Below are 25112 nucleotides of genomic sequence, written 5' to 3' on the forward strand. Positions count from 1 at the left end.
TTTATTTATGGACAACTTCTGAAATTATGGCATTCCTCAAATAAAATCAGGTATTTTAGAAATTAAGCAGTTTATATATTTTATTATCCTTCAATAAACTTAACTAACTCTTCATTAAATCTATCCTTCTCATCATAAAACAATCCATGGCCACTAAATTTAAATGGTACAAGTTTTGAATTTTCAATACACTGTTCCTGAACTTTAGCTAATGAGAAGGGAACAACTTTATCATGAATTCCGTGAAGAATTAAGGTTGGAACAGTTATTGTTTCTAAATCATAAAATAGTACTTCACGCAGCCAAGTATTTGCAACAGCAGCAGTGGCCCATCCTGCCGCCTGTAATCCTAATTGGAATAGCCAGTCAGACAATTCTTTAGTAACATACTTAAAGAAAAATATATCTCCGAAATCTCTAAGCATTTTGGGACGGTCATTGTATGTTCCCTGAATGATATTTACTACCACTTCTTTTTCTAAACCATATGGAAAATTAGGACGTTTTATAAGGCTAGGAACTGCTGCTGCAAAGAGAGCAAGCTTGGATACTCCATATCCTTTATGACGAGCCATATACCTAACAGCTATAGCCCCTCCAGTTGAGTGTCCTACAAGTATAAAATTTTTCAATCTTAAGGCATTAACAACACATCTAACGTCATCTGCTAATCGATTATAATCATAACCTTTATACGGCTTATCTGAGTTTCCAAAGCCTCTAGTATCTATTCCAATGCATCTATATCCCATACTTGGAAGATGATCAAACTGATATTCAAATAACTTATGACTGCCTGGCCAACCATGTAAAAACACTATTGTCTTATTTCCTCCAGGATTAAGATCCTCCACATAGACTTTTACAGTAGGTTCTACTGCAATATAATATCCCATCAATAACCTCCATAAGCAAAAAGCTATATGAATATGTTATTCTATTGCTTATTAAATTGTTACGCTTTATAAGATAATTCATAATCATCTTATATAAGATCTATCACCCAACTATTACTATTAAATAACTCTTTTTGCAACCACAAAATTATTTCTAAAATAGCCTTCAAATTCAGATATTTTTATAACATCATTAAGTTTAGGAGAATGAAGAAATTCATTATTACCTATATATATGCCAACATGAGAAATTTGAGATGGCTGGCTTGAATTTGTTGCAAAAAATAATAAGTCTCCTTTTTGAAGATTTTTTATATTTACTGTAGTTCCTACGTTAGCTTGATCCCTAGATACTCTAGGCAATGTTACTCCAAATTTTTTAAATACGTATTGGGTGTAACCAGAACAATCAAAGCCGCCTCCTATATATTTACCATTACTATCATACCTAGCTGGCGTTGTACCACTCTGAGCATATGGCATTCCTAGAAAGCTCTTTGCATAATTTACAATATCGTCTCCATTTATTTTTGAATGCTGATTATTGTTTTGTATAATTTTAATATAATCATCACTTATGTATCCTGTTTTTCCTTTATAATTTATTTTATAAAATCCATTTACATTTTCATAAAGATCAACTTTTGTACCTTCTAAAAGTTTTCCTATAACAGAATATCCTGTACCTGCTCCAGATCTCACATTAAGACAACTAGCTGTAACTTCACCTGTCTTTGTAGTGGTCTTACTATTTTCTGAAGATAAAATTTTTACATAGGAATCATATATATATCCATATTTGCCATTATAATTTATTTTATAAAATTCTCCTTCTTTCGAAATAGTATTTACCTTATCATTTTTATACAAATGTCCTATGACAGAAGATGATAAACTAGCTTTTGCTCTCACATTAAGACTACTGGCTGTTATTTCTCCTGTACTTGCACTAACTGTTTGTCCACTTAAAAGTAATATAGTCGCAGCTACAATCACTACATTCTTTACCATACTTTCCCCCCTAAATAATATGCATTATATATGTATAATATACCATACTTTTTTAGTAAAAAAAAATCATTATATAATTGTGATATTTTTGAGTTTAATATTTTTTCTCTTATATTTTTTCGGAATAATTAATTTATCGGTTATATTATCAATTTCTAAAGGCAGTACCACACTTAGAACAAAATTTATCATTTTTCGAGTAAGATTTATGATGGCACTTAGGACAAATTTTTGCTTTTCTACGTCTTTTAGGAGCATTGGTAAGCTCACTGGAGATGATACCAGTAGGCACTGCTAGTATTCCATAACCCATAATCATAAGCAAACTGGATATTACTCTCCCCATAGATGTTTTCGGAGATATGTCTCCATAACCAACGGTAGAAACAGTAACAATTGCCCAATACATCGACTCAGGAATACTGTTAAAACCATTTTTAGGGCCCTCCACAATATACATAACTGCTCCAACTAGCACTATAATAATTAAGCTTGAAAAAAGAAAGATTATGATCTTAATCCTACTTTCTATAAGCGCATCTAGCAGACGAGTAGACTCAGCAATATAAGATCCCATATTTAGAATATTAAATAATCTCAACAGCCTAAATATACGAATAATAACTAAAATTCTCATTTGGGGCAAGAACAAGCTTAAATATGCAGGCAAAATGGCTAGCAAATCTATAAATCCATAAAAGCTTAAAAGATAAGCAAGTTTATTCTTAACGACTAATAATCTAAAAACATACTCAATTGTAAAAGCAACTACAAAAATCCATTCTAGTGTTAATATCCATATTCCATAGTGGTTTCTAATAGTATCCACAGTTTTAGCAATTGTTAAAATGCTGTTGCTTAGAATTGCAACAATCAATCCTATATCAAAGGCTCTTCCTGCTGGGGTATCATTTTCAAACATTATGCTATATATCTTACTTTTCGTCTTTTCATCAATCAAATTCAATGAGCTTATTTCTCCTTTCTTAGCATTTAAATTTCATAAATATATACCCTATTATGAACACTTTTATTTTTAGCAACTACTGTACCCTATATGCATTTTTACTACTATCCCTTACACTAGCTATTACTTTACCTAGCCCTTTTTATTTGGTCATCATTAGTATCAGAAATATAAAACTTCCACTATAAAAAAAGATAGTCACTTGAACTTTTATTTCAAGTGACTATCTTAATAATCTCTATTTTACCTACTCTTAGTAAATGGTATTCCTTCTGCCTTTGGTGCTCTTGATTTTTTAGAAGTAAACATAAGAGCAATCATAGTGGCAATATAAGGCAGCATTTTATAGAATGTTTGATTTATGCCTAAATTATTTAAGAAAGGAATTAGGGAAACTGAATATGCAAGTGTTCTAAGGAATGCGAAGAATAAAGATGCCCAAAATATCTTCATAGGTCTCCACTGTCCAAAAATCATTACTGCAAGTGCAAGGAAACCAAAACCAGCAACACCTGTGTGTCCATTTACATTACCATCCATTACTCCTACAGAATAAAAGAATCCTCCAATTCCTCCTAAAAATCCTGAAATGCCTACACCCATGTATCTCATTAAATAAACACTTATACCAACAGAATCTGCTGCATGAGGATGTTCACCACATGCTCTAAGTCTAAGGCCAAATTTTGTCATATAGAAAACAATAGTTGATATAACAAGAAGTAATAATCCAATATACACAGTAATATATGTGTTTTTGAAAAATAAATCTCCTATTACAGGAATCTTACCTAGCACAGGAATTTCCTTCATATAAAAACTTACACTGGTTGTAATACCATCACTGTTAAATTTCATTTTCGAAAATAGCAATATTGCAGCTGGGATTAACATGTTAAGAGCTGTACCTGTAATAGTCTGGTCCGCCTTCATATTAATAGATGCCCAAGCCAATAACATGGAATATACTATTCCTGAAATAGCAGCTATAATCATAGCTATAATTAATATTAACTGCACATTCATCTGTGAATTTTGCATAAACAAAACAGCTAGACATCCGAAAAATGCTCCAAAAAGCATAATACCTTCAAGTGCGATATTTATAATACCACTATTTTCACTAAACATACCACCTAGTGCTACTAGTAATAATGGAATTGCAACTGGCAAAGTATTTTGAACTAAATAGTATAATGTATCCATAATCTATGCCTCCTCTCCATCATTCGTACTTATTTCAACAGTATCTTCTTTATTTGCATCACTCTTAAGTTTCTTATTTCTACGACCACCCTTAATAAACCTTCCAAGAGCTGATTGCATAACCATTGAAAAAGCAGAGAAATAAATGATAACGGCTATTACAACATCAATTATCTCAGGTTTATATCCAAATAGTGCTGCAAGTGTTCCACCTCTTTGAATATGTGATATAAATATAGCAGATAAAATGATCCCAAGTGGACTCGAATTACCAAGTAGTGCAACTGCAATTCCATTAAATCCATTAGCAGCAATAATATTTACAGGCTCATAAGTCATACTACTGCCTGGTATCATAGAAGGCGCTAATATTGCAAAAGCACCGCCAAGACCTGCCATACCACCTGCGATAACCATGGTAAGTATTGTATTTCTTTTTGAGTTCATTCCTGCATAATGACTGGCATGTTTACTAAATCCTGTTGCCTTAAGTTCATATCCAAAAACAGTCTTATTCAAAATTATATGCAAACATACCGCTAGAGCAACAGCTATAAATATTGATACATTTGCATTTGAATTAGCAACGCCTAATGAAGGTATTTGTGCTGAAGCTGGTAAATATGCTGTTCTAGTCTTTGATGAAATATACATTACTCCATTTCCTTGAATAAGCATATCTACAAGATACATGCCAATATAATTGAACATTATTGAAGTAATAACTTCATTTACATTCATAAATGCCTTGAAGAATCCAGGAATAAATCCCCAAATCATACCTCCAACTAAACCAGCAATAACACAAACTATCCAATGTATAGAACTAGGCAATTTCCACATAAATCCTACATATAAAGCGAAATACATTCCCATAGTATATTGCCCTGATGCTCCTATATTAAACAATCCCATCTTAAATGCAAAACCTACTGCAAGTCCTGTCATTAATATTGGAGTGGCAAAGTAGAATACATCTCCAAGCCTTGAAAATCCACCAAGTATAACCGTCCTAAGTCCATCCATAGAATTTTCAGGGCTTGCAATAGCCATAATAATGTATCCAAAAATTAATCCTAAAATAATTGCTAGTAGTGCCGATGTAAATGCAGAAGCTGCTTTGCTTTTCACTATCTTTTGCACATTAATTTTAAAATTTGAAGAAAGCGATTTCTTATGCATGTTGATTCTCCCTTCCCACATTACGTTTTGCGCCTGACATGTATAGACCAAGTTCTTGAATTGTTATTTCCTTTGGATTTAATTCTCCAACAATTTCACCTTCATACATTACAAGAATACGGTCACTTACATCCATAACTTCATCAATTTCCAAAGATACAAGCAATACGGCTTTACCTGCATCTCTAGTTGCTACTAGCTGCTTATGTATGTACTCGATTGCTCCAACATCAAGACCTCTAGTTGGCTGAACAGCAACTACTAGCTTATGTTCTTTATCAAGTTCTCTTCCTAAGATTACCTTTTGTTGATTACCACCAGACATATTACGAGTTATAGTAATAGGTCCTTGACCACTTCTTATATCATACTTTTTAATCATTTTTTCTGCATAAGCACGAATTTCCTTTCTTCTAAGGAATCCTCCTTTTTGGAACTCAGGCTGCCAATAACGCTGCAATACTAAATTATCCTCTATGGAATAATCCAATACTAGTCCATGCTTTTGACGGTCCTCTGGTATATGACTCATTCCTATTTTTGAGCGCGTACGAATAGATGCTTTTGTAATATCCTCTCCGCATAAAGTAATCTTTCCATCACTTGGCTTTTCAAGCCCTGTAATTGCATATACTAATTCAGTTTGTCCGTTTCCATCTATACCTGCTATACAAACAATTTCACCTGCTCTTACATCAAAAGAAACATTTTTAACGGCATTCTTCTTACCCGCACCTGATGAAACTGTTAAATTATCTACAGAAAGTATTACATCGCCAGGTTTACTCTCTTTTTTATCTACTTTTAGGGCAACATCTCTTCCTACCATCATTCTAGATAGTTCTTTCTTAGTAGTATCCTTTGTATCAACACTGCCAATAAGTTTACCCTTTCTAAGAACAGTACAACGATCAGCAACAGCCATAATCTCATTTAGTTTATGAGTAATAAATAAAATAGATTTTCCCTCTTTTGCAAAGCCTCTCATAATATCCATAAGCTCATCTATCTCTTGCGGTGTTAAAACAGCCGTCGGTTCATCAAAAATTAAAATTTCGTTATCACGGTATAGCATTTTTAGGATTTCAACCCTCTGCTGAATTCCAACAGATAATTTTTCAATTAAAGCATCTGGATCTACCTGAAGTCCATATTTTTTGCTAAGAGCCAAAACCTTCTCTCTAGCTTTTTTTCTTTCTAAAAATCCCATTTTGCTTGGTTCTACACCAAGAATGATATTTTCTAATACAGTAAAGTTTTCAACTAATTTAAAGTGCTGGTGTACCATTCCAATTCCTAAATCGTTAGCGTCTCTTGGATTTCTTATTTTTACTACTTTACCATTTTTTCTTATTTCCCCTTTTTCGGGTTCATATAAACCAAATAGTACACTCATTAGCGTAGATTTCCCAGCTCCATTTTCTCCAAGGAGAGCATGTATTTCACCTTTTTTTAATCTGAGAGTTATATTATCATTTGCAATAATTCCGGGAAATTCTTTTGTTATATTAACCATTTCAATAATATAGTTGTCCATGTTAACCTCCCTGACATCATACTTATTTTAAATAAGGGGAAAAGTAATAACCTTTTCCCCTTGTGATCATCATATTATATGAAGTCTAACAATATTGTTTGCTATTGCTAATCCTTTATTATTACTATCTTGTTTTAACTTTAACCTTAACAAGGTTAAGATTTTTTGTTAATTCATCAGCTGTTGCATATCCATCTGGGTCTGCAACTTTGAATGTACGAATAGGTTTAACAGAACCACTCTTTAGTGTCTCATATACTTTATCGTAATCTTCTTTAGTGAATTTCTGGAATCTATCAAATGCATTTGCTTTTTCATCACCTATAACAGTTGTAGGAAGACCTACACCATCATTAGCTGCAGCGAAGACAGTAGTTTTTCCACCATAAGTATCCCATTTATTTGTTTTATAGATAGATTCAAGAACTGCAATAACAGATGCTCCAAGTCCCTTAGTTGCTGAAGTAATAACAGTTTCGCTATCATATCTTTGGTCAACGTCAACACCTATTACTTTTTTACCAGATTCAGCTGCTGCAGATATTACACTCTTGCCTACAGAACCACCACATGCGAAAATAACTTCTGCTCCTTCTTGGTATATTGTCTTTGCTGTAGCCTTATTGGTATCGGTTTCAGCAAAGTCTCCAGTATAATGATAAGTAACATTTATAGATCCATCTGGAAGATTTAATTCTTTTGCAGCACCTTCAGCACCTTGAAGGAATCCATAACCAAATGCTTGAACTGCTGGAACTGCCATTCCTCCCATGAAACCTAATTTTGTCATACCATCTTTTACAGCAGCATATCCTGCAAGATATCCAGATTGTTCTTCTGCATAAGTAATACTTGCAACGTTTGGTTTAATTGTAGTGTCTTTATAATCAGCATCGTGAGGTGCTCCATCTAGTAAAATGAATTTTACATCAGGATACTTTGATTGAGCAACATGAACTGGAACTTCAAAAAGATAACCTGGTGTAACTACAACCTTAGCTCCACCTGCAACAGCAAGATCGATTTGTGCTAGATAACCAGCATCGGAAGCTTCTTCTGGTTTGTAATACTTGTGCGTAATATTGTTTTCTTCTGCAAACTTAACTACGCCTTCCCATGCCCCTTGGTTAAATGACTTGTCATCAATGTTTCCTTTATCAGTTATTAGAGCTATTTCAAAGCCTTTACTACTGCTGTCGCTCTTGTTAGTGTCACCGCCGCTCTTACTGCTGTTATTTCCTCCACCGCAGCCTGCTAGCAACCCAACAGAAAGTACTGCAGTTAACACGATTCCTAGAATCTTTTTCATAATTTATCCCCCTATTCTTTTTTTATTTAGTTAGGTTAATAATTAAATTATAACATAATTAATAGAATTTTCAATAATTCTTAAAATTTAATATCACCCTAATATAGTAATCATACCCAATAAAAACTAATTACTTCATTTTACCTAAAGTCTCCTATAGTTCTCATCTTTAAAATCATAATTTCCTTCTATAATATCATCTAATTGCTCTAATAACCTTTGTTTTTCTATATTTAAAGTTGCAGCAAGTGGAGCATAATTTGAAGCATGATTGCTCCTAAATATACAGTTATCTACCTCCAGGTTTTTAATAAATTCTCTTGTTTCTACCATAACTTCCTTTGGAGATAATAAAGTTAGCTCTCCCTGTCTAATTTTATAATACATTTCAGTACCAGGCTCTACCATAAGAGTAAGGAGTCCCAAATAATTTGGATTAATCTCACTTATTACTCTTGCAGACTCAACTGCATGGTCTTTCCACTTTTCTTTCCCACCAAGGCTAGAAATCAATGTTACAGAAAGCTTAATTCCGGTTTTAACTACTTTCTTTCCAGCTTCAATTATTTCCTTAGATGTTACACCTTTTTTTATATCTTGAAGTATCTCATCACTGCCGCTTTCTATTCCTAAATATATTATTTTCAATCCTAAGTTTTTAAGCTTAATTAAATCCTCTTCACTCTTTCTCAAAATATCTCCTGGTGTACCATACATAGATACTCTTTCACACTCTGGAAAAAGTTCTTTTATTTTAAGAAGAATTTTTTCTAAGTCCTGTGTCTTTAATATAAGTGCATCACCATCAGCTAAAAATATTCTTTTAACATATTTATAGTATTCTCTTGCCATTTCTAAATCTTCAAATATATCTTCTAATTTTCTTATCTTGAACTTCTTATCCTTAAACATACTGCAAAATGTACACTTATTATGAGAACAACCTAAGGTTACTTGAATTATTAAACTGTATGCTTCACTTGGCGGTCTATATACTGCTCCTTCATATCTCATATTTTCACTCCTTTCAGGCACTATTTTTAAAATAACATGGCTTTTTCATCATTATATCATAAGGATGAATAGAGTTCATAAGTAGAGAAATATGTTATTTAATATAATAAAAAAGATATCCACTTCAATTTATAAGTGACTATTTCTTTTTATTTGTTGATAAGTTCTAAAATTGTGGAATTTTTGTATATGGACATATACCTTCCCAAATCATATATCATACTTTTCACTCATTTAAATAATGTTTTAATCATTGTTTTTGAATTCTTTAAAAATTTAAATATATATAAAATTACTTCTCTGTTATAATATCTTCCAACATTCCATCCTGAATCATCGTCAAATTCAATATATAATTATTATGTTCAAATGTTTCTTGAAGCGACTTACTTGCTGTAATCCATCCTAGTCCATCTGTTATCCAAATAAGTTCATGTCCATCAGATGTAATTAAGTCTTGAAGAGTCTTATATTCCCCTGCCGTAGCTTTAAGCTTAGAACCTCCAGAACTATAGTAATTTGTTTCTATCAAAATTAATCTCCTATTCGTTTTAATTGCAAAGTCAAATCTTCTGCTTGCTTTATCTACTTTTACTTCTAAATCCCACTTTTCTTTTATTGATTTAGGTGTAGCTTGGGATATATATTCATACTCATGTTTTTTGCATAAATCTTTTATATATGACTCAACTAAACTTTCCATTGCAGTACCAGAACGATTTTTTCTTCCATTACTATCAAGTCCCACTTCTACCCCCATTACATAATCAACTAAATTTTTTACTTGCTTATCCTGTATTATTTTAAGCACCCCTGTATTTTCACAGAAATCGATAATCTTACTTATCTCTTCTTCAGATAGATTTTTATTTTTATTAAATTCATAAATCTCATTTTCAAAACTTATATTTTGTTTATCTCTAGATTTTAATATTTTAAATGTCTTTTCTCTGCATGCTATAAGTATAGGCAATGCTTGTACAACTTTAGGATATTCTGTTAATAATTTTTTTAATTCTTCTTTTATATTATTTTTTCCAATTAAATAATTCAAAATGTTAAGTTCAACCTCTAAACTTTTAACATTAAAATTTACTTTATTCCAGTTAACAAAATAATCCCATCCCTTTATACTATCTTTTAAAGTACTCATAAGATAATTAAACATCCTATCAGATTTTTCATATTGCATACTAAAACCCCCTATTTTAATTTCAATCAATAATACCAACTGCTCTTTTACTAGTATTAACTTCATAATTTGTAATTAAAAGTTCTCTTATTTTGCCTCTTCCTGTACCTTTAGAATTTATTACCCTTGATGCTTGAACTCTATTTATTTTAATACTTCTATCTCCATGAAAAGCTTTTTCAAATTCAACTTCAAAAAAATCATCTTTTTCTTGTATATTAGTTGGATCAGAATTACTGTACATAAATAGTGATCCTCTATCATGTAATTTTTTAGTCCAATTTATTAATCTAATTTGACTTTTATCATTGAAAGGTTCCTTTGAATAATCATTAAAGTTAGATGTTGCATTAAGCGGCCTGTATGGTGGATCTATATATACAAATGTATCTTTACCTATTAAATTTTTTATTTCATAATCATTAGTTATTTCTTCAAAATCTCCACAAGTTAGTATTACACCAGTTAAGGCTTTATTCACTTCTCTTAGATTACTTTCATCACAAATTGTAACATTTTTTCTTTTCCCAAACGGAACATTAAATCCACCTTTTTTATTCTCTCTATATAAACCATTAAAACAAGTTTTATTAAGAAAAATCATTTTAGCTGCATGTTGTATCCAATCATCACTGTAATTGTTATAATCAATACTTGTTTTTTCAATATTGAAAGCTTCCCTCTGAGAGTAATACATCTTTTCTTTTTCTTCCATTTCAGCTCTCAAATACCTTTGTTCTAAATCTGATAAACATTCTATCAATTCATCTACCTTTTGCTGAATAACTTTGTATGTTATAATAAGTTCTTTATTTATGTCATTTAATATTATATTTTCGAAATTACAATTTTCTTTAGATTGTAAACTAAAAAATACAGCCCCTCCTCCTAAAAAAGGCTCTACATATGTCTTTATTTTATTTTCTTTAAGCTCTATAGGATAATATTCTTCAAATTGTGATAAAAGCTGTGTTTTTCCTCCAGCCCATTTTAAAAATGGTTTTGCATTATTTGTCATCATGTTCACTCCGATTCACTTTATATTCTTTTAATCTTTTGTATGTTAGTTCTAAATATTCTTTTTCCATGTCAATACCTATAAATCTTCTATTATACATAAGCGCTGAAACTCCAGTACTTCCTGAACCAACAAAAGGGTCTAATATTAAATCTCCTTCCTTCGATGATGATAATATTATCCTTCTAAGCAGTTCCAATGGTTTTTGTGTTGGATGTTTTCCTAGAAGCTTTTCCTTTTTTGGTGTAGTCGGTATAATCCAAAAACTTCTCATTTGCTTGCCATCATTCATTTCTTTCATTAACTCATAATTAAAAGTATGCTTAAACTCTTTTGATTTTTTAGCCCATATTAAAGTTTCATGACTTGCAGTAAAGCATCTGCAGCCCATGTTAGGTGCTGCATTTGGCTTTATCCATGAAATCTCATTTATTATGTAATACCCCATTTCTAGCAATATATACGTTATTTGATGTATACAGTGATAGGTTCCAGATATCCATATAGTGCCTTCGTCCTTTAAAACTCTATCACAATTTTTTAACCATTTTCTATGAAACTTCATATCTTCCTTAAACCCTTTAGATCTATCCCATTCCCCCTTATTAACACTTGCTATCTTGCCACTTTTACAAGTAATGCCATCATTACTTAGCATATAAGGCGGATCTGCAAAAATTAGATCTACAGACTTTTCTTCCAACTTTTTTAAAATTTTATTGCAGTCATCATTATATAATATAAAATTATCTTCCTTTTTATATACTGCCACTATTATCACCATTATTGCAAATTTATTTTAATTTTATACTCTTTACTTTACAAATATACTCTTTATTTTACATAAAAAAAGAGCTTTGTGACAGCCCTTTTAAGACTTTTTAAAAACAAATAAATATTCATGAGCTATAAGAAGAAAATTCCTTTTTTTACTTATCTCTAACCACTTTTTTGCAGATGAGCAATTGTGTTGCTCTTTAATTATAATTTCCTTAATTTTAAATCCAGCATTAATAAAACTATTCATTACTTTAAATCCTAATGGTTCAATAAATCCATTTTTTCTTGTATCGCCTAAAAGAATAGCACAATATGATCCTCTTTTAAGAATTCTAAAACATTCCTTTGCAACCATATCCATAGCTTTATAATATTCCTCTAACTGTAGTAAAGATATATCATCTTTATTAGAGTTGCTATATCTGATAATATTAGAATATGGAGGATGAGTACATATCAAATTTATTGTTTCATTCTTTATATTTACAAGATTTTTAGCATCACCTTTTAAAATATTTACATTTTTATTAATATAGTTTCTACATCTTTTTCTTGCTAAAGATAAAGCATTGTCATTAACATCTATGCCTATAAATTTTCTATTCAATAAGGCAGCTTCTACTGCTGTAGTTCCACCGCCTAAAAATTGATCTAGGACTAAATCTCCCTCTTTACTATATCTTAAAATTACATTCCTAGGTATATAAGGGCTCCAATTTCCTGGATAATCTCCTTTATGTGTTGCCCAATTTCCTCTTTCCTTAAAACTCCATAAAGTAGTTTGTTGCAATTCTTGTTTGATTGATTCCATCAATAATCACCTCTATTAAGATTATTGACATTTAATTAAATACTAATCTTTTTCAAACAAGATTATTATCTTTTAAAACGTTATACAACATACTTCTGCCACTCCAATTCCAATAGGTTACATCCTGCTCTATAAATAGCCATTTTATAGCTTTTAGTATTGCATCTATAGGATGTCCTTGTTTAAAGTTAATTTTATTATATTCTCCTTCTGTTATAGCTTTACAGTTATAGAGTTTATTTATAACATTCCTTACTCTCTCATACTCATTTGGGTCTTCCTTTAGCTTTATTTTAAGGTCTTCAATAATATTATCATGACTAGGCATGTCCACAATACCTCTATCTCTAAACTTTATATCTTCAATATGAACCGTAAAATCAACACCCTTATTTAAGCTTGCAGGTCTTTTTAAGTAAACTTTATTTCCATTCTTTAAACTTTCAACATCATATATATACTTAGAACATTTTTCACCTCTACCTGTCCCAGGTTCTTCATCTAAAAACTTCAGAATTACTTGATTTCTTATTTCTTTTCTTGTCCCATTAACAGATAATTTTTCTCGTTTAATTGGCATAATATCACTCCTCCGCTATTAATAACACTAATACTTATACCTAAATCTCATCAACCACCTCAAACCCCTGATTCTCAGCAATCTGATATAATGGTAAAATACACTGCTTTAATTTCTCACAAAAAGCCTTTTTAGGTTTGTATTTTAAATACTCTGTAAAATTCTCTATTTTTAAAGCATCAATATATCCTTCTAAATCTTTTTGTTTTCTTTTTTCTGAAAGATATGTTACTGCCTTGTACTGAATATCACAAAAGTTTTCTATATATCTACTGTAATTAAGCAACTTATCACTTTTAGAACTATTAATATTCTTAAAAGTAGGTGCAAGATTCCACATCTCATCATGAAGCACAAAACTCCATGGAATAAAATATTCAATACTTAGCACACCATAGTTTTCTTCGATAAAAACTTTCTCTGTGTAAATATCTTTAACATCCTTTGTTGCAATAATCTCTTTCCAAAGCTTTATAGCAGTAGCTAGATTTCTAACCTTAGGAGCTTCCAGCTTAAAAGCTATAGCAGGAACATTAGGGTTTCTCTTTTGAAGGAAGCATACAAGTTTATAATAAATCCATGATTTTATGCCTCTATAATTTTCTTTAAGATAATCATCCCATCCTTCATTTAAGACAATTTTATCCTTCTCTCCTTTTATGATTTTATAAAGACATCTATCACTTTCTAAAGATAACTCAGTAATTAACTTTTCCTTTAAACTATCTTTCTTTCCTTTAAGTTTCTCTGAAAAAAATGGTGAAAGTAATCTATATGGAACATTGAAAGTTAATTCTTTTATCCTCTTTTTAAGTTCTCTATCTTCACTTTCACATAAAAAATTTAGAAGTTCGCTTTGATTATAGTTTGAAGTAAAGCCATATTTTCCAGATACATAATTTATAACCTTTTTTAGATTATCAAATATGCCAAAACTTAATCTATATTGCACAATTGGATACCAAGCTTCAATTATCATCCTAACTATAATCCTATTAAATTCAATTTCTATTTTCCCTAGACTTACTTCCTCTAATATTCCAAGCAACCAGTACATCTTATAGCTAGTTACTACTCTATCATCATCAAGAAGTCTTGAAAAAGTTCTAGAATCCACTTTACTACTATTGGGTAATCTACTAGTTTGTATCTCTTTATAAGATAAACCATCCAAAGAAATGTCAATAATATTATTCATATACCTATCCTCTTTTCTAAACTCTTATAAAAACTTCGATTATTATTATGTTTACTTATTAATAATTTGTTATATTACCCACTTTCATATTTTTACTCAACATCCTTTATTTTTATATATTGTTACACTTTCCACAACTATATATCATATGTTGTACCTTAAAAGTGATTAGAACTATCTTACTACATATAGCAAAATCATATGCAAGTGCTATAATATTAAGCAAAATCTAACTAAATTTGCTGTTACTTCTATATATTTGTAACAACTTACTGTAAAATATTATTATAAATTGTATATTTAATGATAATAAATCCTTATAATAAATATACTAAAACCATATAAAACTCAAAAAACATTTAAGGAAGGATAATATGGATAGCTCTACTAAAATGGATAATATACAAATTCTAAAATCAGATATAAATTTTAAATCCATTGATACACGCTCGTCTGAAAAATCAATACTTGCTAAAGATATTTTAAAAGCAAGTGAAACCGGACTAATTAATAATTTAGTAAATTCAAATTTAGCATTGAGGCCTAAGCTTATAATAAATGATTACAATAAAGGTAGTAAAGTTTTAAGCCATATTTCATCAGAACTTGCAAAGTGCGATGAATTCATGATATCTGTAGCTTTTATTACTAATAGTGGTGTAACACCTCTGCTGGAAACTTTAAAATGTTTAGAGAGACATGGTATCAAAGGCAAAATTCTAACAACAGACTATCTAAACTTTAGCGAACCAAAGGCTTTAAAAAAGCTTTTAGAGTTTTCTAATATTAGTATAAGACTTTATAGTAAAGATAATTTTCATACTAAAGGATACATATTTAAACATAAAGATCACTATAAACTTATTGTTGGCAGTTCAAACTTGACTCAAACTGCATTAACTAAAAATAAAGAGTGGAATATAAAAATATCTTCTTTAGAAGAAGGCTCACTGGTAGAAGAAGTATTAAATGAATTTGAAGCTATGTGGAGAGAAGCTGAGGACTTAACCTTAGAGTGGATTGAAACTTATGAAGATATATATATAAAGCAAAGAGAAACTGCAAAGAAGAGTACTGTACCAAGAATTTCCCAATATAAATTAAAACCAAATAAAATGCAGATATCTGCAATTCAGGCCTTAGATAATATAAGAAAATCTGGGGCTAAAAAGGCATTATTAATATCTGCTACAGGTACTGGTAAAACTTATTTGTCAGCTTTTGACATTAGAAATTTCAATCCAAAAAGGGCCTTATTCATTATTCATAGAGAACAAATTGCTAGAAAAGCTATGGAAAGCTATAAAAATGTCTTTGGTGATACTCGAAGTATGGGAATTCTTTCAGGTAACTCAAAAGATATAAACAATGAGTTTCTTTTTTCAACAATACAAACTTTATCAAAGGATGAAGTAATGTTAAGTTTTGATAAGACTGAATTTGATTATATAGTTATAGACGAAGTTCATAAGGCTGGTGCTATGACATATCAAAAAATATTAGGTTATTTTGAGCCTAAATTTTTATTGGGTATGACCGCTACTCCTGAGAGAACAGATGATTTTGATATTTTCAAAATGTTTGATTATAATGTAGCTTATGAAATTCGTCTGCAGCAAGCTTTAGAAGAAGACCTGCTTTGTCCATTCCATTACTTTGGAATTACTGACATATCTATAGATGGTAAAGAATTAGATGATTTTACAGAATTCAAATATTTAGTTAGTGATCAAAGAGTTGATCATATACTTAATAAAATCAACTTCTACGGCTATTCTGGTGACAGAGTAAAAGGATTAATATTTTGTAGTGATAAAAAAGAGGCCAAAGAGTTGTCTAATAAATTTAATGAACGTGGCTTAAGAACCTTAGCTCTAACTGGTGAAAGCTCTCAAGAAGAACGTGATAAGGCTATTCAGCGTTTAGAACAAGATGAACAAAATAATTGTTTAGATTACATATTTACTGTTGACATTTTCAATGAAGGTGTAGATATACCAGCAGTTAATCAAGTAGTTATGTTAAGGGCTACTAAATCACCTATAGTTTTTGTACAGCAATTAGGCCGCGGTCTTAGAAAATATAAAAATAAAGAATATGTTGTTATAATTGATTTTATAGGAAACTATATCAATAATTTTTTGATTCCAATAGCTCTTTCAGGAGATAGAAGCTATAACAAAGACACTATTAGAAAATATGTTATGGAAGGTAATAGATTAATTCCTGGCTGCTCTACAATAAATTTTGATGAAATCTCTAAAAGACGTATTTTTGAATCCATAGATAAAGCTAACTTCAATGATATTAAACTCATTAAGGAAAGCTACAATAATTTAAAACAGAAATTGGGTAGAATCCCTAAATTAAAAGATTTTGATCTGTATAATTCCATTGACCCTGTAAGAATATTTGATAACAACAGCCTAGGTTCTTACCATAAATTTTTGACTAGATATGAAAAAGAATATAATGTAGAACTTACACCTATACAGGAATCATTTATAGAGTTTATTTCCAAAAAGCTGGCTTCTGGAAAAAGAGTTCATGAATTAGAAATGATTAACTGTGCGATTAATTACAAAGATTGTTTGATGTCTAGATTAAAAGAACTCCTTAAAGTAAAATATAATATTGATTTCACAGTTCATACAGAAACCTCTATAGTTAATGTGCTTACAAATGAATTTCTCAGTGGAAGCAATAAAGAAACCTATAAGGATTGTATATTTTTACAAAAGCATAATGATGATTATAAAATATCTGAAATCTTTATGGAGCAATTAAAAAATGATTACTTTAAAAAAATAGTACTGGAAACAATAGAGTTTGGTATAGATAGATATAACAAAAATTATAGTCAACGCTACATGGATACAAATTTTCAGTTGTACCAAAAATATACTTATGAAGATGTATGCAGACTCCTAGAATGGGAAAAAGCCGAAGTAGCTCTAAATATAGGAGGTTACAAGTTTGATAAAAATACTAAAACCTATCCTGTATTTATAAATTATAATAAGTCCGACGATATCAGCGCTACTATAAATTATGAAGATAGATTTGAATCACCGTCGCAATTAATTGCTATATCTAAATCGGGAAGGACAGAAAACTCCGCAGATGTTGTTCAAGCATATAATGCTGAAAAGGATGGGGTTCAAATGAGTTTATTTGTAAGGAAAAACAAAGATGATAAAATATCAAAAGAATTTTATTTTCTAGGAAGAATCAAAGCTGTAGGAACTCCTAATCTAATTACTATGGCAAATACCAACAAAACCGCTGTAGAAATAAGATATCAGCTGTACACACCAGTAAGAGAGGATATTTATGATTACATAATTTCATAATATTAAATAGTAAAAAAGTGATATTATCTAAATGCACACTCACTACAATTTAGATAATATCACCCTTACTTTATATGTTTTTAAGTTTATCAACCACTAATACATCTGCTGGAATCCATCTTAGATTGTCCACTTCATCTAGTGTTACCCATTTAGCATCATTATGAGCATTTAAGTGCAGCTCTCCACCGCAAATATCACATATAAAACAGTGCATTGTAAGATGAAAGTTTGGATAATCATAATCAATGGTTGTTAAATATTCAGATATTTCAATATCTAATTCCAGTTCTTCTTTAATCTCACGAATAAGTGCTTCCTCCTGAGTTTCACCTTTTTCAATCTTACCACCGGGGAATTCCCACATATCTTTAAATTCCCCGTAACTGCGGCGTGTAATAAATATTTTATTATTATGTTTCATAATTGCCGCAGCAACTTCTATATTTTTCATATGTATCACCACCTAATAAGTTTAAATTTCCACAATTAATTTAAGAATTGTGTTTCTTACTCATCACCTAGATGAAAAATTTATCAAATTTTAATTAGAATTGTAATATCATATATTTATTTATACAATTAATATTCTAATATCATTGTGCGGATTTCTCAAGGCAAGTCTGAAAACTAATTGCTTGGCCATGTATTCTTTAAATACTAAGTGCTACACACTTGGAGTAATTATGATAAAATTATAGATATTCATCTATTAAACAAAAGAGGTAAATAATATGGATTTAAAAGAAAAAGTAAGAAGTTTGCCTTTGTGCCCTGGGGTATATTTTATGAAAGATTCTCTTGGACATGTTATATACGTAGGAAAGTCCAAATGTTTAAGAAAGAGGGTTCAATCTTATTTTTATAATTCAAAAGCCCACAGCACTAAGGTACAAAAGCTTGTAAAAAATCTTAAGGATTTTGATTTTCTCACTACAGATACAGAATTTGAAGCTCTTATGGTAGAATGTAAGTATATTAAGAAATTGAAACCTACATACAACAGGCTTATGAAAAGTCCACTATCTTATATTTATATTAAAATTCAAACTGGTAAAGCCTATCCTAATATAGATATTGTCAACTTTGTAGATGATGCTAATAGTCTTTACTTTGGTCCATTTACTAATAAAAGCCTAGTGGAAAAGACCGTACTTGGTATAAAAGATTTTTATAAAATACTCTGCAATAATCCATCTAAAAGAAGTAGTTCATGCCTAAACTACTCCTTAGGCAAATGTATAGGTATGTGCTCAGGAGATTCTGTAGCCGAAGAATACCAAAATATAATCAACAAGATCATAGGTCTATTTCAGGGGACTGATATGGACATACTTAAAGAAATGAAACAGGAAATGCTTCATGCCTCTGAAAACTTTGATTTTGAAACTGCAGCAAAATATAGAGATATTATAGATTCAATTAATGTGCTTATAAGCAAAGAAAGAGTTATAGACTTTACAGCGAAAAATAGAAATATAGTAATGATTGAAGAGCTAGATAACTACACTTTTAAATTATTTCTTATTAAAAGAAATAAGATACTTTTTAGCACAAAATATAATTTTGATAAAACAGATATTAGAGAAGTGTTAAATATGATAAAGTCCAATATTTTAGACAACTTTAAGCCTGGAACATTCAGTGACTTATTAGACATTACTAGAGATGAGATAGACGAAGCTGAGATAATTTATAGTTATTTGAAAAACAATAAATGTAAATATACTGTAATTTCTGAAGAATGGCTTGCCCCTAATAATAGTCATAATATAGATGATGTTATTTTTAAGTTGCTTAACTCTGTTTAAAAAAATCAAAGGAGCTAAGTATCCAATGATTACTTAACTCCTTTTTATATTATCTTTCTAACTCTCCTTCATACATGTCAGTTCCACCTGTAACAACTTTTACTTTAAAGCCTTTTAACTTAAGTTCGCTGCATGTAATGCTGCTTCTTCTTCCTGTTTGACAAATTATATAGTATTCCTTATTCTTATCTAAAAAGCTGTCTGGGTCTTTCAGCATCTCCTTCATTGGCATATTTTTCGCCGTTGGAAGATGCCCAATTTCATACTCGAAAGGTTCTCTTATATCTATTAAATTTATTTTTCCAAGTAGTTTTTCTAAATCATTAACATCTATTTTATCCATAGTTTCATCACCCAAAATAATTATAACAGAGTGCTTTTTTTATATCTACGACTAAATTCCTCCAGATATATTCTCTTTATATTTTTATATACTAATTTCTTTATATATTTCTCCATCTAATGTCTTTATCTTAAATACATTATCCTCTAATACAGCGTAACAATGAGGTATGTCTTCCTTTGGTATAGCAATAGAACCTGGATTTAGTATAAATATGCCATTCTCTTTTTTCGCTACAGGCACATGTATATGCCCATAAATTAGCACATCTCCATCACTTAAGCTTGGAAGATTTTCTTCATTATATATATGACCATGAGTTAAAAAGAGCCTTCTTCCCTCATATAAAACTATAGAATAATCACTCATAATAGGGTATTCAATAAGCATCTGGTCAACTTCGCTGTCACAATTTCCACGAACTGCAATAATCTTATCCTTATAGTTGTTTAATACCATTGCCACTTCTTGCGGATTGTATTCCTTTGGCATAGGATTTCTAGGACCATGATATAGTTCATCCCCTAATATAACTATATAGTCCGCATCTTCCTTCTTATACTGTTCCATGACCTTATTTAAATAATATAAAGATCCATGAATATCTGAAATAAAAAATAATTTCATATGTTCAATTCCTTTCTATTCTTATGTTTTTCTCTTATATATTACCATAATTTATGAGAGCGGATAAATCCACAATATAGCTATTCTCTGTAGAAAAGCTCCATGAGTTCCTCCCGTGATAACCTGTTAAGCATGATTCCTTCCTTAAAATCTCTGGTAAGCACATTGTGAACTAATTCTTTTTTCTCTTCTTGAAGGAGAACTATCTTTTCCTCTATAGTACTTCTAGCCACTAACTTCACAACTTCCACTACATTCTTTTGACCGATTCTGTGTGCTCTATCTGTTGCCTGATTTTCTACTGCTGGGTTCCACCAAGGGTCAAAATGAATTACAAGATTAGCACTGGTTAAATTAAGCCCTGTTCCACCTGCCTTTAGTGAAATCAAAAATACCTTCACTTTGCTGCTCTTGTTAAACTCATTTACCAGTCTAATTCTTTCTTTAGAAGGAGTTGCACCGTCCAGATAGTAGTACTCAATTTCTCTCTTTTCTAAAGTTTCTCCTATCATTTTCAATGCAGAAGTAAACTGAGAGAAAAGAAGGGTTTTTCCACCAGAATCTATATTCTCCTCTACTAAATCCAGTGCAATTTTAATTTTTCCACTTCCGCCTTTATACTCATTAAATACAAGAGATGGTTCAAGACAAATCTGCCGCAACCTTGTTAAATAAGAAAAAATTGGAATATTTCCATCTAAATCATTTTTTATTCTTTCTCTTACATTTTTTATGTAAGCCTTATATACTGCCTTCTGCTGAGATGTCATTTCAACTAATATTTTCTTTTCTATTTTATCTGGCAGATCCTCTATAACCTCACTTTTAGTTCTTCTCAGAATAAACGGCTTTATCATAAGCCTAAGGCCTTCTAAATTTGAATCCTCATCTAAAATAAATTTATCATGAAATACTTCCTTTGAATAAAGATATCCTGGCATTATAAAATCAAATATGGACCAAAGCTCCATTAAATTGTTTTCTATAGGAGTTCCTGTTAAAGCAAATTTAACCTTGGCATTTACCATTTTTACAGCTATAGTGCTTTGAGATAGATGATTTTTTATATTTTGAGCCTCATCTATGATACAATAGTCAAAGATCAGATCTTTATATCTATCTATATTATTTCTTAAAGTACCATAGGTGGTTAAAATCAAATCATACTCATCTAAACTATCCATAGCCTTTGCTTGCTCTATTGTGCTGCCATGGATAATACCAACTTTAAGAGAGGGAGCAAATCTTTCTATTTCGCTTTTCCAATTATATATAAGAGATGTAGGAGTTATTATTAAAGATTTTTTATTCTTTTCACTAAGAAGAAAAGCTATAGTTTGGATAGTTTTCCCAAGTCCCATCTCGTCTGCTAAAATTCCACCTAATCTCTAATTCACTTAATCCTTTAAGCCATCTAAATCCCTTAACTTGATATTCTCTAAGCTTTGCTTTTAGATTTTTAGGAATAGGTGCTTCATCATTTATACCAGTTTCTCTTTTTTCTATGTAATCTAATAATTCTGATCCGCAGCCAAATTTATATTCTCTATTCTTTAGTTTTTCAGCCATATATAAAGCTTTATTTTTAGCTATATAACTATAATCATCATTTATGTTTTCCTCTAAATTTAACATTTCAATTAAGTTAAAAAAGTTTTGTACATCTTCATCTTCAAGATCTATAAACTTATTATTCTTAGTTTTATAAAACCTGCTGCCTTTTTTATAACTCTGAAATATACTCGGAAGTTCCTCTCTATCTATATCTCCTATAGCATAATTAAATTTAAAATATTCATCTTCTTCATATAAATCTATTTTAATAGAACTTCCATCATATATCTTCACATCTTCAAATCCTCTGCCTAAAATAAGAGTTCCTAAGGATGTAATAATATTTTCTTTCCTGTTTATAATATTGAAAATATCTTCATCACTTCCAATAAATAAAAGCCTATCTTCTCTTCTTATAAATTTATAGTATTCAAGTTTCATAAGAGCCTTTTCTTCCATTTTAAAATCCCTTATAAGCTGTGTCTTTCTGCTGCCTTTTTTTAATATATTAATCTTTTCATTATTATAAGTTGCATATACGCTGCAATAAATATTTTCTTCCTCTTTGTAGATTAAAAACTCTAACTTAGACGAGTCTGCTGCAAATTTCCTTACATCCTCCGATAAGATAATATCCTTGGAAATACTGCTTATTAGTGAAATAATCTTATTGTAGTTTTCCATATTCTTATGAAATAATATTTTACCGTACTTTTTTAATTTAGGATATAGAATAAGGTATCTTTTAATTTGATTTTGTGAAGGTAAGTATATTTCATTATTAAACAGATAGACACTATTATCCTCATTTAATGGAATAGGAAATCTTTTATGAGTAGTCAGCTTAAAATATCCATCATCTTCTTTTAATGTAAAGCTTAATGGCAAGTCTCCCATGAGCACAGTTGAATTATACTCAATTCCATTATACTTTAACTGCACTTTGTTTCCTGCAGCACACTCTAAAAATCCTCTCAATTCATTAGGATGTAAAATTATATTTCTTCCTGAAATATAATTTCTATCATCTTTTTTATCATACTTTCTTATAAAATCTATTACTCTTATGTAAGATTTTGAAATTCTATGTTCATTTGGGTTATATACGAATCCACTGTTAAAGTAGATATATTTTCCATCATCATAATCATGAATAAATTTCTTCAAATCTTTTATTAAATATTTGTGATTTATGCCTATTCTAAACTCTAGTTCGTAGGTAGTTACTCCTTTCCATAACTTATGAATTATCTTTATTTGAATACCTACTTCTGTTTTTTGAATTTTATTTTTAGATAAGGCTTCTGTTGAATCTTGTTTTTTCACTCTTTTTTATTCATTAAGCTCAAAAACTTATATGCAGTTCCTGTTAAATGTTCACACATAAAAAGGGGCTGATTTTTAGAGAACTCTTTGAAATCATCACAAGTACATCGCACATCTTCTAACTTTTTATTTTTAAGATTTAATTTTATATGAGTACTCAATTCCTTGTGATTTATCTCATTTGATACATTACCATAAATATGATATGTGTTTTCTATCTTTCTTCCCTTTACACTGGATATTAATTCCTTTCTTTAAAAGTTCTTTTCCCATTTCTATTCTTATGCTTGAAGCTGGTGTTAAAATTATTGTTTCTAGTTCTTTTAGATTCATTCTATACCTCCTCTCATTTATAAATAATATATAGTCCAGCTGCTTTTACTTCTAATAGCTGCTGGACTATATGTACCTTTTTTTATTCTATTCTTCCACAAAGCTTGGACCATATATTTCTACTCTATGCTTTTTTTCAATATGGATGCTATGGAATTTAACTTTTGCAATGCTGCATCTATTTGCTGAATTTCAGACAATTGCTGATTAAAAGTATCTGTAGTATATACAACGCTTTTAGATATTTTGTTTACTGAAGATTTTATTTGAGTTAAGGTATTATTTATTTTATTTACTGATTCGCTGCTTGAATTAGATAACTTTCTGATTTCATTAGCTACAACACTAAAACCTTTTCCATATTCTCCTGCCCTTGAAGCTTCTATAGCTGCATTCAATCCAAGAAGATTTGTCTGATGAGCTACATTTTTTATAAAGCTTAAGACATCATTTGTATCTTCTGCTCTGTTTTCAGCTTCCTGAAGCTCTGATAAAATCTTATTATTTGAATTCACTGTATTTTCTATGCCAGATGAAACCTTCACTTGAACTCTTTGTTATTTCTTCTAATGAATGTGATAAAGTTCTAGATAAGTTTAGCATTTCATAATGTCTCTTTAAGCTTTTTACTAGTACTATACTTCCTACTATAGAGCCCTTCTCATCTTTTACAGGTATTCCTATAGCCTTTATCTCTACTCCAAAAATCTCTTTAGGAACTATTAAAGAAACCACTTTCTTTGCTTTTATACATTCATACGCTGCACCACCTGGTCTTAAAGGATCTCCTGGTTTTGCATTCATATTTATATTTTCGCTGTTTACAACCCTCAAAAAATATTCTGTTGTAGAAATTGTAAATGCTATTTCATCTTCAAAAAACGCCTGCATATAAGGTATTAATTCATCAAAGGCCTTTTGCACCTTATTTTTTATTTCAAGATCCATTATTATCCCCATCCTTTTTAGGCAATACTGCCACATGCTATTTTTATTATATCACTATTATTTACTTTTGTGCTTCTATCTTATAAAACTTACTAAATAATCTTAATTATACCAAA

At 30.3% G+C, this 25112-nt stretch carries 25 protein-coding genes; 2 read left to right on the forward strand and 23 right to left on the reverse strand.

The window, feature by feature from the left end; all coding sequences use genetic code 11:
• Positions 1-83 precede the first annotated feature (83 nt).
• From ACFWTK_RS06100 to ACFWTK_RS06165, 14 genes are all read right to left on the reverse strand, one after another.
• A complete protein-coding gene (locus ACFWTK_RS06100; RefSeq protein WP_415875182.1) occupies positions 84-896 on the reverse strand; it encodes an alpha/beta fold hydrolase in 813 nt (270 codons plus the stop codon).
• A 120-nt stretch (positions 897-1016) separates the two neighbouring features.
• Positions 1017-1907 carry a C40 family peptidase gene (locus ACFWTK_RS06105; RefSeq protein ID WP_415875183.1) on the reverse strand — a complete coding sequence of 297 codons (891 nt, stop codon included), beginning with the start codon at positions 1905-1907 and terminating at the stop codon, positions 1017-1019.
• Positions 1908-2055: 148 nt separating this feature from the next.
• Complete coding sequence (locus ACFWTK_RS06110) at positions 2056-2874, reverse strand: ion transporter (RefSeq protein ID WP_415875184.1); 819 nt, start codon at positions 2872-2874, stop codon at positions 2056-2058.
• 243 nt (positions 2875-3117) lie between these two features.
• Entirely contained in the window at positions 3118-4080 is a 963-nt protein-coding gene (locus ACFWTK_RS06115; protein WP_415875185.1) for an ABC transporter permease, read from the reverse strand.
• Positions 4081-4083: 3 nt separating this feature from the next.
• On the reverse strand, positions 4084-5262 hold the full coding sequence (locus tag ACFWTK_RS06120) for an ABC transporter permease (protein ID WP_415875186.1): 1179 nt from the start codon (positions 5260-5262) through the stop codon (positions 4084-4086).
• Positions 5255-6799, reverse strand: coding sequence for an ABC transporter ATP-binding protein (locus ACFWTK_RS06125; protein WP_415875187.1), 1545 nt, complete (start codon positions 6797-6799; stop codon positions 5255-5257). The genes ACFWTK_RS06120 and ACFWTK_RS06125 overlap by 8 nt, the downstream gene beginning before the upstream one ends.
• Positions 6800-6923: 124 nt before the next feature.
• Positions 6924-8108, reverse strand: coding sequence for a BMP family lipoprotein (locus tag ACFWTK_RS06130; RefSeq protein ID WP_415875188.1), 1185 nt, complete (start codon positions 8106-8108; stop codon positions 6924-6926).
• A 144-nt stretch (positions 8109-8252) separates the two neighbouring features.
• On the reverse strand, positions 8253-9122 hold the full coding sequence (locus ACFWTK_RS06135) for a radical SAM protein (RefSeq protein ID WP_415875189.1): 870 nt from the start codon (positions 9120-9122) through the stop codon (positions 8253-8255).
• 292 nt (positions 9123-9414) lie between these two features.
• The gene (locus tag ACFWTK_RS06140) at positions 9415-10314 is read right to left on the reverse strand and encodes a type II restriction endonuclease (RefSeq protein ID WP_061859031.1); all 900 of its coding nucleotides are present in this window, start codon (positions 10312-10314) and stop codon (positions 9415-9417) included.
• 22 nt (positions 10315-10336) lie between these two features.
• Positions 10337-11332 carry a DNA adenine methylase gene (locus ACFWTK_RS06145; RefSeq protein WP_156473398.1) on the reverse strand — a complete coding sequence of 332 codons (996 nt, stop codon included), beginning with the start codon at positions 11330-11332 and terminating at the stop codon, positions 10337-10339.
• A complete protein-coding gene (locus ACFWTK_RS06150; protein ID WP_242862649.1) occupies positions 11322-12104 on the reverse strand; it encodes a DNA-methyltransferase in 783 nt (260 codons plus the stop codon). The genes ACFWTK_RS06145 and ACFWTK_RS06150 overlap by 11 nt, the downstream gene beginning before the upstream one ends.
• A gap of 99 nt (positions 12105-12203) precedes the next feature.
• Positions 12204-12923, reverse strand: a complete 720-nt coding sequence (locus ACFWTK_RS06155) for a TRM11 family SAM-dependent methyltransferase (protein WP_061859034.1) — start codon at positions 12921-12923, stop codon at positions 12204-12206.
• A gap of 52 nt (positions 12924-12975) precedes the next feature.
• A complete protein-coding gene (locus ACFWTK_RS06160) occupies positions 12976-13503 on the reverse strand; it encodes a hypothetical protein (protein WP_061859035.1) in 528 nt (175 codons plus the stop codon).
• 40 nt (positions 13504-13543) lie between these two features.
• Positions 13544-14701 carry an HNH endonuclease domain-containing protein gene (locus tag ACFWTK_RS06165; RefSeq protein WP_061859036.1) on the reverse strand — a complete coding sequence of 386 codons (1158 nt, stop codon included), beginning with the start codon at positions 14699-14701 and terminating at the stop codon, positions 13544-13546.
• A 374-nt stretch (positions 14702-15075) separates the two neighbouring features.
• Between ACFWTK_RS06165 and ACFWTK_RS06170 the strand changes: the two genes are divergently transcribed.
• Positions 15076-18054, forward strand: coding sequence for a DUF3427 domain-containing protein (locus ACFWTK_RS06170; RefSeq protein ID WP_415875190.1), 2979 nt, complete (start codon positions 15076-15078; stop codon positions 18052-18054).
• Positions 18055-18124: 70 nt separating this feature from the next.
• On the opposite strand, the gene mutT is transcribed toward ACFWTK_RS06170, so the two are convergent.
• Positions 18125-18508: an 8-oxo-dGTP diphosphatase MutT gene (gene mutT, locus ACFWTK_RS06175; RefSeq protein WP_415875191.1), complete on the reverse strand. Its 384-nt coding sequence runs from the start codon at positions 18506-18508 to the stop codon at positions 18125-18127.
• A 280-nt stretch (positions 18509-18788) separates the two neighbouring features.
• Here mutT and ACFWTK_RS06180 point away from each other — a divergent pair, with 280 nt between their 5' ends.
• On the forward strand, positions 18789-19865 hold the full coding sequence (locus tag ACFWTK_RS06180; RefSeq protein ID WP_415875192.1) for a GIY-YIG nuclease family protein: 1077 nt from the start codon (positions 18789-18791) through the stop codon (positions 19863-19865).
• A gap of 49 nt (positions 19866-19914) precedes the next feature.
• Here the strand turns inward: ACFWTK_RS06180 and ACFWTK_RS06185 are convergent, their stop codons facing one another.
• From ACFWTK_RS06185 to ACFWTK_RS06220, 8 genes are all read right to left on the reverse strand, one after another.
• Positions 19915-20208 carry a rhodanese-like domain-containing protein gene (locus ACFWTK_RS06185; RefSeq protein WP_415875193.1) on the reverse strand — a complete coding sequence of 98 codons (294 nt, stop codon included), beginning with the start codon at positions 20206-20208 and terminating at the stop codon, positions 19915-19917.
• 84 nt (positions 20209-20292) lie between these two features.
• Positions 20293-20835 carry a phosphodiesterase gene (yfcE, locus tag ACFWTK_RS06190; protein ID WP_415875194.1) on the reverse strand — a complete coding sequence of 181 codons (543 nt, stop codon included), beginning with the start codon at positions 20833-20835 and terminating at the stop codon, positions 20293-20295.
• A gap of 80 nt (positions 20836-20915) precedes the next feature.
• A complete protein-coding gene (locus ACFWTK_RS06195) occupies positions 20916-22196 on the reverse strand; it encodes a DEAD/DEAH box helicase (protein ID WP_415875195.1) in 1281 nt (426 codons plus the stop codon).
• Positions 22153-23715: an SNF2 helicase associated domain-containing protein gene (locus ACFWTK_RS06200; protein ID WP_415875196.1), complete on the reverse strand. Its 1563-nt coding sequence runs from the start codon at positions 23713-23715 to the stop codon at positions 22153-22155. Before ACFWTK_RS06200 ends, ACFWTK_RS06195 begins: the two co-directional genes overlap by 44 nt.
• The gene (locus ACFWTK_RS06205) at positions 23712-23876 is read right to left on the reverse strand and encodes a hypothetical protein (protein ID WP_415875197.1); all 165 of its coding nucleotides are present in this window, start codon (positions 23874-23876) and stop codon (positions 23712-23714) included. The genes ACFWTK_RS06200 and ACFWTK_RS06205 overlap by 4 nt, the downstream gene beginning before the upstream one ends.
• Before the next feature lie 28 nt (positions 23877-23904).
• The gene (locus tag ACFWTK_RS06210) at positions 23905-24048 is read right to left on the reverse strand and encodes a hypothetical protein (protein ID WP_415875198.1); all 144 of its coding nucleotides are present in this window, start codon (positions 24046-24048) and stop codon (positions 23905-23907) included.
• 119 nt (positions 24049-24167) lie between these two features.
• Positions 24168-24593 (reverse strand): methyl-accepting chemotaxis protein, encoded by a 426-nt coding sequence (locus ACFWTK_RS06215; protein ID WP_415875199.1) that lies wholly within the window; start codon positions 24591-24593, stop codon positions 24168-24170.
• Positions 24550-24996 carry a hypothetical protein gene (locus ACFWTK_RS06220; protein WP_415875200.1) on the reverse strand — a complete coding sequence of 149 codons (447 nt, stop codon included), beginning with the start codon at positions 24994-24996 and terminating at the stop codon, positions 24550-24552. Before ACFWTK_RS06220 ends, ACFWTK_RS06215 begins: the two co-directional genes overlap by 44 nt.
• Positions 24997-25112: the final 116 nt, after the last annotated feature.

It is taken from the genome of Clostridium sp. (assembly GCF_047777555.1).
Lineage (GTDB): Bacteria > Bacillota > Clostridia > Clostridiales > Clostridiaceae > Clostridium_H.